We start from the raw sequence: 13,190 nt of genomic DNA, 5'->3' as shown, positions 1-13,190 counted from the left end.
ACTACGAAATATCTGCTCTTCAAAAAGTTTTTGAAACATTTGGAATACCTTATGAATATAAATCAGGAAGTCTTCTTGAAAGTTATCCTATCGAGCATATCCTTCTTATTTTTAAAGTGATTGACGGAACCTGCTCCGAGGATGAATTTTTTGAAATGCTTTCAAGATTTGTAGGAGTTTTTTCAAGAACGCTCAAAAAAAATATTTTGAAGACTTCAAGAGAAAAAGGAATTAGTATGCTTAAAACCTTAAATCTAAGAAATGAAATATCCTCAAATTTGACTGTTCAGCAGAAATGTGAATTTATTGGAACTAATTTGCTGAACTTCAAAAAAATACATCCCGTAATCAACAAAGGTAACGTTGTCACTTTAATAAATACAATCAGAAATATGTGCGATATAGTCAATATGTATCAAAATAAAAAAAAGGTAATGACAGATTATCTTGGAGCAATTGTTAATCTTTACAATGAAAACAGCACGATAGACATTTTTTTGAGAAGCGTGTCAGAAATGCCTGGCAACTGGGAGAATACAGATGAATTTATTATAGAAATCATGGAACATCTTACAAACGAGCCTCCTGAAGATGCTGTACAGATGCTTACCTTTCATTCAGCAAAGGGCCTTGAATTTGACATTGTCTATCTTTTAGGATTTGACGAAAAACATTTTCCGAAGTTCGTCCTTCCTAAACAGTTTCCACATCTAATTAAACAGATGGATGAAAATGAGATTACAAAATATCTTTCAGAAGTCCTTGAGGAAGAAAGAAGGCTCTGCTATGTTGCAATTACACGTGCTAGGAAGGAACTTACAGTTACCTATCCTAAGACTGTATATGACTGGGAATATCAACAAAATAAGAATATAAAGAAATCATTATTCATTGATGAAATGAAACTGTACGAAGTGAACCAATAACGCTTGACAAAAAAATTAAAACTGTGCTATTCTTAATAAAAAGGAAAGGTGATATTATGTTTAACAACGAAACAAATAAAAAAATATAGGATATGTTGCAGGATATGGAAAAAAAGCAAACACTTATTTTCAATCATTGAAACAGTTAATTGAAATTTATGGGAAAAATATGGAAAATAAAGATAAGTATTCTGTGCAAATTAAATGGCAGAAAAAGTAGGTCTTAAGACGTATACCTTTAGAACGTATGATACAATAATAGCAGCTTTTCGAGAGGCCTGCGAAAGTAATGGCGTATCGCAATCAAGCGTTCTTTCTGCGTATATGGTGGAGTATACAAAACAAGCAGGTATAGAACCAAAGAAAAAGGAGTGATTTTTAAGTCAACAATGCATTAGTAGATAATTGCTTTTTGTCAATGTGATTACTAAGGGTTATGTAGGAGCTATTAAGACGAGGCATTTTTTATAATATAGGTGATAAAATGACAAAGAAGGAGCACAAAGAGGGCTTAAAAGAACGCTATAGAGCATGGCAAGAAGAAAAGATTGGAATACAACGTTTGACAAAAGAAGAAGTAGAAGCGATTCTTAAAGAAAGACGAGCAAAGAAAGAAAAGTAGTTAATCATTTCCAATAGTTTTTTGCTGCATTGTTATATGAAAGAGTATGTATAATCATCTAGGCAGTTTTAACGGACTCTATCCTGCGTAAAATACATTTTAGAGTAAGCAAAGCTTAAATACCCATTGCTGAAATAGAAAGGATGGTAGTTGCCATGGAAGAGATGTATTTTACAATTACGGGATGCAATCATTATTTTGGTACGGAGTTTTTGAAGGAGGGCATGAAGCTAAAGCTGGAGAAGGAACCGGAGAATCAATTCGATTCCGAGGCTATTTTGGTGAAGATAAAAGGCCTTGGAAAGATTGGTTATGTGGCAACAGCCCTTATACGGTGAAGGGAGAGTCCATGAGTGCCGGAAGACTGTATGACAAGATTGGAGAGAAAGCCAAAGCCAGAGTTGTCTTTTTGCTTCGGGATGGAGCCCTTTGCAAAGTTACCTGTTGTGGATTGCAAAATGAGGAATCAGTGTAGAGGAGGGGCTGTATGCGTGCCAATAATATAGATTTTAGAAAGATAAGAGATAATTTTTGGCTTGTTTCCATGAATGATAAATTGAGAAAAGTAGTGGAAGAGTATCCGGGAGTGGATTTAGCCAATTTTATTCTCTGCTATGGGTATATAGACCATGAAGCCGGCCTAAGCTTGGAAGTTCTTGCTCTATCATCTAAAGATGCTGAGGAAGTCCATATTTTTGAGCCAAGAACGGATATATCTTCTAAAATTCGAATTGGAGCTATCAAAGATGAAAATATATGTTTTTTGGAGGATAGGAACGGCGAACTTAGGAAAAGATTTGCTTTTCAAATAGGTATCTTGGATGACTATGCTGTAGAAGAGGACATTGAAGAATCGCGAAAAATGAAAGTATTAGATGCATTTAGAAGCCCTGAATATCCTGATGATGTGCTGGTGTATCTACTTAAAGTAGGGAATAAGCCGGAAGCTTGTTGGGTTCGGATAGAGGGACTTATGGAGAATCAAATTATAGGGACACTACTTAATGAGCCAGAACAAAATTTTTCCTATCATGTAGGAGAAAAAATAGCTTTCTTTATTCACGAGGATGAAAATGGAGGTATTGCACTTTGTTCCAATATGAATCCCAGCCAAAAGATTACCGCGGAGGATTTGGAAGATGGAACGATGTTAGAGTCTTCGATTTACAACTTTAATCGTGAAAAGAATCAAGATCATTTTTTGGATATATTAGAAATATTAAGAGATAGCTATGTCTGGATTCCTGGTGATTTTGTTATGAGTGATACAGATGAATCTCGAATGAAGGATTTATTAGAACAATCCGAGGCAGAGCCTCAAAGTATTGTTGGAAATACATTTAAAACACAGGATCAGTGTAAGTTCAAACCGGATATTTTAAAATACGATGAAGATCTATTTTTTCCTGTTTTTTCAAATCCGGAAGCTATGGGAGAGTATGGAAATCAGCTCTCCAAGATACAGCAGCATTTTTTAGATGTCATTACGCTGGCAACCAATCATGAACAAAACCTATCAGGAATTGTAATTAATGCATTTTCAGAGCCTTTTGTTTTAGATAGGGACTTATGGGATCTTGTAAAAAATATGAAATCACGCCTTACATAAAGTGAATATTTTCTATTAAGGCTTGTTAGATGATAGGAATATTGTAGAAAAATTTTAGAATGTGTTTGCTATCGTTTTTTATTAACTGACTTCTAACCGCTTCTTTTTTCGGTGCTATAGTCGTAAGAGAATAGGAGGTATCCTATGTCGAAATTTGCTTCTAAATTTCAGAAGGTATTGATGTCATTTTCCTATCGGGGAAAGGAAATTTTCAAGCCCTTAAACACCGGGCGTATTGATGAAAGAGTAAGTGCGGTCCGAGAATGGGTGGCAAATGTCTTTTTCTATACGAAAAATGGCAAGACCATCATGATTGATGCGGGCTATAACTATGAGCGGCTGGCGGAGAAGATGAGTTGGCTGGACATAGAGGCTGCTTCCATTCAGCATATTCTGCTGACCCATTTGGATACGGATCATGTGGGAGCGGTGGAAAGGGATAGTGCAGGGCTTTTTCGGAATGCCAAGCTCTACCTTGGAGAGACGGAAAATAAATATTTGACCGGAGAGGCTCGTCGAAGAGTCTTATTTGGGCATTATAAGCTTCCTATGGTGAAGACGGACAATGAGAAAAGGCTCCTGAAAGACGGGGAAGTTTTCTATATTGATGATATCAAAGTGGAGGCTATTATGGTGCCGGGACATACCTTCGGCCATCTGGTGTATCTCATTGATGATGCCTATCTTTTCACGGGAGATACCATTTGGTTTGGGCCGGATGGAGGCTATAGCTTTTTAAATTCATTGGCCGAGGACAATGAACTGGCGAAAAAGTCCCTTGTAAAGCTGGAAAAGCTCTTGAAGGAGAGAGGGCTTTCTCCGAAAATCATTAGCGGACATACCGGCTGGACAGATGATTTGGACTTTGCTTTTCGGCATAAGGATCAGATTTGTAACTCCTTAAAGAAGCAAAAGCCTCATGACCCTATGGCACCCTATGATGCCTATGATGAACGGGAGGATATCGAGGAAAAAGCAAGGGGAGATTTGCTTCCAAAGGCCAGAGAAATAATGGAATAGAAATATAAGCATAAGGAGCGACAGCATGGTAGTTGTTTTTGAATTTCTTAGCCGGGAGCCTATTGAAAATGTCATTACCGCAATGAATTTTCAGGTGGATAAGCTGGTGTTTTTCGGAAATCATGAGGACATTATTTCTCAGAAGGAAAAGACGGAGAATTTTCTGAGAAAATACTGTGCTGTGGAAAGTATTGTCTTCCTGCCCTTATCTAGAAGCAATTTGCAGTCGGTTTTGGAAACTATGCGAAAGGAAATCGAGCTGGAGCTTAGCAAAAAAGCCAAGCTCTTTTTCGACATTACCGGGGGAGAAAGCCTGATGCTTGTGGCCTTTGGGATGCTGTCCCGGGAATATGAAACACCTATGCACATGTACGACATTTTCAAAGGAAAGCTTTATGAATTGAATGCGGAATCATTGCATTGCAACGAGGCGAAGGAAGAGCATTTCAACAGAGATAAACAGAATGATGAGGGAAATGCTTATGAGCCCAATCTTGAGTTCCTAAATGATAAACAACATAAAGGCATCAGTGGCATTGCGACCAAACGACCTGTTCCTATGACTCTGGACAAGCTGATTGAGATGCATGGAGGTGTCATTAACTACAAATTACAAAAGGATATTAAAGATGTTCCGGACGAGGAGAGTCGAGAGGATATCTTAAAAATCCGGAAGGTGATGAAGCTTCATTCGGAGCATTGGAATCCTTTTTCCGAATTTTTAAGAGAAAACATGAACCCTGATGATGAAGGCCGAGTGTATCGAAAAGAAAGTACGGTGCTGAAGGCATTGGCGGATTCTTCCAACAAATTAAAGTCAGCCCATAAGTTTTATCAAATCATGGAAGATTTGGCTCGGACAGGAACGATTCTTGACCTTAAACATTCCGAGGGGAAATACCAATTTCGCTTTAAAAACAAGGCCATTAAGGGATATCTTTGGGATGGAGGCAGCATTTTGGAGCTCTATACCTATTTGCAGGAAAAGGGGCGTAGTGATGAGTGTCGGGTAGGAGTACATCTGGATTGGGATGGGGTGCTGGAAGGCCCTGCCGGAATTGATGTGTTAAATGAAATCGATGTCCTGTCTCTTCAGGGCTATATCCCCAGCTTTATTTCCTGCAAGAGCGGAAAGCTTTCTCCCCAGCAGTGTTTGCATGCCTTATATGAGCTGGATACGGTAGCAAATCGCTTTGGCGGAAAATATGCTAAGAAGCGACTGGTGGTGACTTCGGAGATTAATGAAGTCTATCAGGAGCGTGCCTTGGAAATGGGAATAGAGCTGAAAGTGGAATAAGAAACCTTTGCCGTTACTTGTGCGTAAAAAAGGATTGGTTTTCAAAATATCTGTATTGTACGAAAAAAGGTAGCTGCTTATGGAATGGGATGATTTTTATGAAAGGGCTGAAAACTGGAGTAAATCCACTTTGAGCCAAAGAATTTCTTCTTTGAAAATGATTGGAGAGGCTTGGGAGATTTATGAGATAGCCGAGCTTAGTAAGGATCAGGAGGTCAATGCAAAGCTGATTAAAAAAGCCATGTCTTTAGGAGCGAAATTTCCCTTTGAGGATATTGTGAGCTTTGAAGGACTGGTATCAAAGGAAACGATTTGTCAAATGATAGACTATGCCTTAAACCATGGAGAAAGTATAACTGTGGATGAAATTTTGGGCTTTGAAGGGATTGTGGATCAGGATACCTTGGATATGCTTCTTCATTCCATGGTAAATCGAAAGATTTCCCTTAATGCAGAGTATCTTCTTGAATTAGAGGGCGTGGCATCCAAGTCGGTTATAGATCGGGCTGCATTGGCTTCGAAACTGCAATTTTCAGGAGAGGATATGGAGTATCTGAAGGATGTACTGAACCCTCGAGTACACCGAGAACTTTGTGAAAAAAACGGTTTCTATGAAGTGGACGGGGAGTATAAGAAGATAAAGTCCGGAAAAGGAAAAGATACTTTTAAAAAGGCATTGACGAAAAAATCAGTCCATGAGCGTAATACCTTGTCTTCCGATGATAGTACGGAAGGATTCGGCATCTCCCTTTTGCCTGTACTTTTTGGGATTGTGGCATTTCCTGTTGTTTTGCTTTTTAAGATATTAGGACTGTATAGTCTTCTGAAACTCTTTCGGCTATCTAGGTTTTTTGCCGGAAAAAAGCCGGAGAAATTTTATATTGGAGATCCGGTCTTAGTACGATATAGCCAGACGGAAGGCCGGATTATCGATATAAACGGCAGTTTGATTATGGTGTCCATGTATGACGGAGGTAAGGTGGATTCCTATCAGGCTTATGAGCTTGAGAGAATATAATAAAGAAAAAATAGCTTCGTTTTGGGGAAAAAATATCCCAAAGCGGAGCTATTTTCTATATTTTTTAGAGAAAAGAATTTGAAAAATAAGCTTTAAAAAAGTTTGAAAAACAAGCTTTGAATTAAAATTTTGCAAAACAATCTTCAAATCAAAAGTTATTTATACTTATAAAATCCTTCCCCTGCATTCACACCGATTTTACCTTCTGATACATACTTTTCTAAAATAGCCTTAATCTTACCGGGAACGCTGCTTGGATCCTGGGATTGGGGATTATTGGATACAATATTTAAAGCGGTATTTAAGCCTACGATATCCAGAATCTGGAAAGGCCCAAGGGGAGAACCGGTACCCAGTCTCCAGGTCAGGTCAATGGTGGCAGGGTCTGCCACTTCCTTAGCCAAAAGCATTTCTCCTGCGCTTAGGAAGGGAATCAGCATGGAGTTAAGGATGTAACCGGGCTGTTCCTTATGTAAACGAAGGGGAATCATTTTAATTTCTGAAGCGAAGTTTGCTACCGCCTCATAAGCCTCCTTGGAGGTGCCGTCATGTCCCATGATTTCTGCGGTATTACTTTTCCAGATATTGTTGGCAAAATGGATAGCCAGATAGTTTTCCGGTCTGGAGAGGCAGTCTCTAAACTGGCTGGGCACCATGCTGGAAGAATTTGTGGCGATGATGGTATTTTCTGAAAGGAAGGGATCGATAGCTTTATAGAATTCCCTCTTTGCCTCGGGATTTTCTGCCATGCTTTCGATAATGAAATCTGCGTCTTTGCAGGCAACGGCGAAATCGGTGGTAAGCTGGATCTCTTTGTGCGCTCTTTCTACATTTTCCAAAAGCTTGTCGATATCCGCCTCTGTCACGGAGGAAGAATCAGGAATCAAACCTCTGGAGAAGCTCAGTCCCTTTCCCAGGTTCTTTTTTGCCTCTGTCAGCTCGTTCTTATAAATCGTGTAAAGCCTTTCCAGCTTCGGCTTGGTTCTCTGGATAGAGTCCTCACTTCTTAGCCAAATCTTTACGGAAAATCCGGAAAATGCAGTTTGAAAAGCAATTTGGGATCCTAAAACTCCACCACCTGCAACAGTAATATTTCTAAAACTCATAATGACCTCCATTTCTATCTTAAAAGAAATTTTAAAATTAAATTGTGTAAAATATATTATAGCAGGAAGATAATGAAAGGAAAGAGGAGGGTAAGAGACTTTATAATTATTTCATTTTCTCGGAGGCAGCAGTTGTATCCGCTACGAGGCGAGGTTAGCGAAAGCGTGCCCCACTTACAGGGATATGCTGCATCAAAGCGTATCTTATATAATTATAGTCCTTCACTATGACAAAGGGCGAAGTCAGCGAGAGCGTGCCTCGCTTTGAGACCTATCCTGTGTAAATGCGTTTTCATATTTAATTTACCATCTCTTTTATGCAATACTCCTTGCAAGTTCTTGTAAAAATTGCGATAATAACCCTTAAAAAAAGCAAACAAATTTTAATTTATAAGGATGGAACTATGCAGGAAAATAGAAATTACTATAAAAAGAAAATCGTACTGGCGTTGTTTGTTATTACCGTGATTTTCGGACTTCAAACCCTTTACAGCTATTACAGTGCCAAGATTTCAGATCCTTTACAGCTTCTTTCCGCGGTTTTATACGGCACCATCAAGCTGTTCTTATTTGTTTCTCCCATTTCTGCGGAGGAAAAATCCAGCATTTTTTATGAGTTTGCCAAGTGGATGGCGCCGATTTTAACGTCTGCCTTCATCTTTACTCAGATATCCAACATTTTACTCCATGCGAAAAATATGCTTCTGAACAGAGCCAGTATGCATCATGTACTGGTTTTTGAAAACACGGAGATGGGGGAGACCTTGATTGGTAATCTGATGAAGGAGAGGACGCCCTATAAAATTTCTTTGATTACCAAGAATTTTTTGGATGACCGTTTGAAAAACAAATATGAGAAGAAGGGGATTGCCACCTATCAGATTGATTTTGAGCATTGCGATGAAAATGAAGTTAGGGAGCTTTTTTCGGCTTTGCATATCCATCATGCCAAGTATATCTTTTTCTGCTCTGACAATGATTTGGAAAACTATGCCCTCTATGCCAATGTGATTAAGCGCATTAAACCGAGAAGACCTATTACTTGCTATGCCAACTGTAGTTCCAATACGGTGGTGGGCTATATGGAAGAGCTGCTTTCCGAGGAAAGAAAGGGGGAAGAGCTTCTCAAGAAGATAGACACGGTGCATTTTAACCAAAAGGATTTGACCGTACGTATGCTTTTGGCTGAGCCCGCTGTGAAGCATAGTATTTTAAAAAGTCTGGAGGGAATTTCAGAGGATAGCCATACAGTGGACTCCATAGAGAACAGCATCAAGCCTCTCCATGTATTGCTTTTTTCCGTAAATGATTTGACCCTGCCGTTACTGAAGCAGCTGGCCAACGATGCCACCACTTCCTTAGCGAGAAATCCGAAAATCAGCATTTTAGAGGAAAATGCTTCCCAAAGAATGCAGGAGCTTTTGGATTTAAACGCTCCGGAAAGGGAAGGCTTGCTAAGAGCTCTGGAGATAGAATGCATAGACTTAGGCCATGAACAAAGGAATTTACAAAATTATCTTAAGGGACTGGGAAAGGAAGAAAGTCCAAGTCTTATTTTCCTGATGCAGGAGGATGTGGTGAAGAGCCTAAAGGCGCTTAAGCTGATGAATCGGTACTTCGGGCAGGTTCCAAAGGTTCTTCGGAATATTTCCAATGTAGATTTGACCCATGTGCTTCCCAAAACCAAGGAGCAGATCAAGGTTTTCGGGGATCTTTCGGAGATTATGACCGGGGAGATATTGATTCGGGAAGCTCTGGACAATAGGGCAAAGCAGTTTAATGAGGCTTACAATAAGGCCTCGGGAGTAGCCGGTATGGGAGAAGGGACAGCTTGGAATGAGTTGTCTTATGTAAAGAAGAACTCCTCCAGACAGTCTGCCACACATGCCGATATCAAAGAGGAAATTATTCGTAGAGTACTTTCCGGAAAATCAGAACAGGAGATTTCAGCATATTTATCGGAAAAGCTGGAAGAGTTTAAAAAGCTTCAGGAAGCCCAAAGGCTTGGTGGAGATGAGGGAAAAGAAGAGTTTCAACATAGCTTTAGAAGCTACCTTTCCGAAAACCCCTTACTGGATTTTCTTTCCAGGCTGGAGCATAAGAGGTGGTGTAACAGCTACTATGCCATGAACTTCCGCTATGGAGAGAAGAAGGATGAAAATCTAAAGACCCACCCCTGCTTAATTGAAGACTGGGGAGAGATTATCGGGGAGAAGTTTGACATTTGTCATCCGGAATATGACTTGCTCTCTGTCTTTACTCTCTTCCGAAAAGAGGAAGAAGAGCTCTAATGTCACAGCGTCAAGATTAGACTTTAAAGCTTAGATTTAGCAATAGGGTAATTGTAGAGCCTTGAAGAATAAAAAGAATCAAAAGAATAAAAAGAATCAAAAGTAAAAAAAGAATCAAAAGAAATGAGGATAGAGAATGGAAAAAGAATTGGAACAAAATGCTCCAATCGTTGAGGAAGAAAAGCTGCAAAACTACAGAAAAGATGATGATGCAGAGGAAATGGAGAAGGCGGCGAAGGAGTTTAAGGAAAAGGAATATAAGTTTGATGCCTTTATCAGTTATCGTCATGTGGAGCCGGATCAGAGTATTGCAAAGCAGCTGCATCAGATGATTGAAAGCTTTAAGCCTCCAAAGGAATTTTATAAGGACGGTAAGAAAACCACCTTCCGTGTCTTCAGAGATAGAGAGGAGCTGGCGGCAAGAGACCTAAGCAGCTCCATTGAAGAGGCCCTGGCGGAAAGTCGTTATCTGATTGTGCTTTGCTCCAAAAGAACGCCCCTCTCCGAATGGTGTGAAAAGGAAATTCGTACTTTTAGACAGCTTCATGGGGATGAGCGCATTATTCCGGTGTTGATTGAGGGAGAGCCGGATGAAGCCTTTCCTGCACCCTTAAAGCAATTAAAAAGAGGGGCGGATCAGAGTCTTGCGGATGTACTGGCGGCGGATATCCGTCCGGATGAAGTTTTGCGAAAGGATTTCCCCGGCTATGAGGAAGTTCAGAAGAAGGACAGTGCCAAGCTGCAAAGCCTGACAAAGCAGGCCCTTCATTTGCTGAAAACCGAAAAGTACCGTATTATGGCAACCATCTTAGGTTGTACCTTTGGAGACCTTAAGCAGAGGGATAAGGAGAGAAAGAATAGGCTAATTCTGACCATATCCTCTCTTTCCGGCGCAATCTTCCTGCTCTTTGGTATCTTTATGTTTAATGCCTACCAAAAGGCAGAGCAGGCCAGACAGGAGGCGGTGCAATCCAATGCCGGCATCCTGATGAAAAGTTCTCAGGATATGGCCAAGGAAGGGGATTACTTAAAGGCCGCTTTAGTGGCGAAGGAAGCGATGAAGCCTATTGGAAAAGGCATGAAAGCGTATCCGCAGCTCCAATCTGAGAAGATGAGCATTTTCAATGATGTGATTTATCACAGCGGTGCTTCGACCTTGACTTCCATTTCTACAAAAAACAAGTTGACTTTTATGGCTCTCAGCAATGATGAAAAGCTGGTGGCCTTCGGTTTAGGAAATGATGAAACCGCTATTGCCAAGGTGGAAAATGGAGAAATTATCAAGAGATTACCGGGACATAGCCAACAGGTAAAGCTTTTAACATTTTCCAAGGATGATAAGCTTTTGGTTTCCGCTGCTTTCGACAATAGTATCATTGTCTATGACGTAGAAAGCGGAGAGGAGAAGGCAAAGCTGGAGATTCCGGGAGTCCCTATGCTGGGGCGTTTTTCCGGGGATAATTCACAGTTTTTCTATGTAAGCTTTACCAATACTTCTGCGGACTTTTATGTTTTTGATGCCAATACCTGGCAACAGCTTAGTACATTTTCCATCCAAGAAACGGTAAAGTATGCGGATATTAAGAGTGATGGTTCAGAGGTGCTTATCACTTTAGGCAACAATGATGAAAATCAGCTGACAAGGAGAAGCCTTAAGGATGGCAGTGTTATTTCTACTATTGATCGGATAGGAAGAACTTCTTTAGATGGATCCAATTTTATGCTTCCTTACAAATCCGCCTTTTATTCCAATGACGGGAAGTCTATTATTTTGTTAACGGATGATGAGATTCGAAAGATTTCTTTAGAGGATCATCAAGTTCTCTTCAGTGAGAAGATCAGCACTGCAACTACCTTGAATAAGCCCTTAGTGGAAAGTGAGAATGGGGAAAAAATTGCTATAAACAGCTATGGCAAGATCCTGATTCTCAATGGAGAAAGCGGAGACACCGTAGATGAAGTATCTTTTGGTGACTTGGATTTAAAATATTTTGCGTATAATACAGAACAAAACATGGTTGCAGGCTTTGGAGAAGCAGGGATTTACTCCATTTGGAAGGATAAGGTGATTACGGATGACAGGCTGTATCTGGGGGGGATAGCACCTTCTGAAATCTACTTCTTAAAGGATGGCAGCAAGATTTTGACCAATTCCCATGAAGGCCAAAGCATTAAGATTATTGACACCAAGTCCAGAATTTCCTCGGAGCCGGTGCAGGGCAGAATTATTGCATCCTCCAATGATTCCTCCAAGCTGCTTCTCTTTAACGGGACGGATTTCCTGCTTTCTACGGATAACGGGAAGACAGGGAAAACCATCACCAATGAGAACACGGTGATTTACGGCTTGATGACCAGTACAAAACAAAACGTCCTGTCCAACGATGGAAAATACTATGCTTATGTTGGGCAAATGGATACCGGAAATCCCGGACTGGTGCTTTACAATGTGGAAAGTCGGGAATCCAAAACAGTGGAAATCCCTTCTGCTTATCCGGCTCTACGCTTTTCCGATGATGGAAAGAAAATCTATTTGCAGGATAAGAAGGAAGGCTTAAAGATCTATAGCGTTGAGGATTTAAGCCTGCTGGATACTATCCCGGAAATTACGGATTCTTCCTTGAATATCTTGGTTTCCGAAGACGACAATATACTTCTTGTTAACCGTTTTTCAGGAACGGCCTCTCTGTACGATTTGGAAAGTAAGCAGCATCTAGAGGACATTCCGGGGGAGGTGCTGAATCTTAAGCATCAAGAGGAGGAAATCATCCTAAAGGGTATACAGAACAATACAGCCTTTACTTGGAGCAGTAAGACCGGTCTTAAGAGTCTGGATATGGATGAAGCGCTCACCCAGACGCCGGTAAGCTTTGATGATGTAAATCTGTATAATGAAAAGGAAAATCTGCTTCTTCTGATTCGAAATAATGATACGGAGCGAAAGGCCTATGTGGTGGATTTTGCCACGGGACACCTGATGATGAGCTTCACCCCTTCTGTAAAGCGCTATCTTGTCAATGGGCATATCTCGCCGGAGGGAAATGTGATTATGGTGGATCAGAGCTTTAATACCATTACCGCAACGGACAACTCCGGAGTTCAGGACTATATGACTGCGGCGGTGTACCATATCCTGAGCGATGAGGAGGTTTCTGCAGAGGTGGATAAGATTCTTGCGGGAAGAACATTGACACAGGATGAGAAGGTACAGATCGGTATCAGTACGGAATAAGTTTGATTTTGGGACGTAGATGTTGCTTTCCTATTCCTATAAAGTCATTTGATAGGCTGAATTATCCTG

General features: G+C 40.4%; 9 protein-coding genes and 1 pseudogene. 9 read left to right on the top strand and 1 reads right to left on the bottom strand.

The genetic code is table 11. The features are described 5' to 3' along the window. The 7 genes and pseudogenes from RDQ32_RS09160 to RDQ32_RS09130 all read left to right on the top strand — a co-directional run. Nucleotides 1–926: 3'-5' exonuclease (locus RDQ32_RS09160; RefSeq protein ID WP_308580153.1), on the top strand; the 926-nt coding region annotated here is incomplete at its 5' end. Between the two features lie 484 nt (nt 927–1,410). Then, nucleotides 1,411–1,548, top strand: coding sequence for a hypothetical protein (locus tag RDQ32_RS09155; RefSeq protein WP_007156581.1), 138 nt, complete (start codon nt 1,411–1,413; stop codon nt 1,546–1,548). A 155-nt stretch (nt 1,549–1,703) separates the two neighbouring features. Next, nucleotides 1,704–2,023, top strand: a pseudogene (locus tag RDQ32_RS11160) (HIRAN domain-containing protein). A gap of 12 nt (nt 2,024–2,035) precedes the next feature. After that, entirely contained in the window at nt 2,036–3,157 is a 1,122-nt protein-coding gene (locus RDQ32_RS09145; protein ID WP_007156578.1) for an SseB family protein, read from the top strand. 144 nt (nt 3,158–3,301) lie between these two features. Next, nucleotides 3,302–4,177 (top strand): MBL fold metallo-hydrolase, encoded by an 876-nt coding sequence (locus RDQ32_RS09140; protein ID WP_308580152.1) that lies wholly within the window; start codon nt 3,302–3,304, stop codon nt 4,175–4,177. A gap of 25 nt (nt 4,178–4,202) precedes the next feature. After that, a complete protein-coding gene (locus RDQ32_RS09135; protein ID WP_308580151.1) occupies nt 4,203–5,474 on the top strand; it encodes a hypothetical protein in 1,272 nt (423 codons plus the stop codon). A gap of 79 nt (nt 5,475–5,553) precedes the next feature. After that, nucleotides 5,554–6,492: a hypothetical protein gene (locus RDQ32_RS09130; RefSeq protein ID WP_308580150.1), complete on the top strand. Its 939-nt coding sequence runs from the start codon at nt 5,554–5,556 to the stop codon at nt 6,490–6,492. A gap of 155 nt (nt 6,493–6,647) precedes the next feature. Here RDQ32_RS09130 and RDQ32_RS09125 read toward each other — a convergent pair whose 3' ends face one another. Next, complete coding sequence (locus tag RDQ32_RS09125) at nt 6,648–7,598, bottom strand: 3-hydroxyacyl-CoA dehydrogenase (RefSeq protein WP_308580149.1); 951 nt, start codon at nt 7,596–7,598, stop codon at nt 6,648–6,650. Nucleotides 7,599–8,002: 404 nt separating this feature from the next. On the opposite strand from RDQ32_RS09125, the gene RDQ32_RS09120 reads away from it, so the two are divergent. Next, nucleotides 8,003–9,889, top strand: coding sequence for a hypothetical protein (locus RDQ32_RS09120; protein WP_308580148.1), 1,887 nt, complete (start codon nt 8,003–8,005; stop codon nt 9,887–9,889). A gap of 136 nt (nt 9,890–10,025) precedes the next feature. Then, on the top strand, nt 10,026–13,121 hold the full coding sequence (locus tag RDQ32_RS09115) for a TIR domain-containing protein (protein ID WP_308580147.1): 3,096 nt from the start codon (nt 10,026–10,028) through the stop codon (nt 13,119–13,121). Nucleotides 13,122–13,190: the final 69 nt, after the last annotated feature.

The organism is uncultured Oribacterium sp. (assembly GCF_902481605.1).
Taxonomy (GTDB): domain Bacteria; phylum Bacillota; class Clostridia; order Lachnospirales; family Lachnospiraceae; genus Oribacterium; species Oribacterium sinus.
The sequence above is the reverse complement of the archived record's forward strand: the minus strand, read 5'-3'. Positions and strand labels throughout refer to the sequence as shown.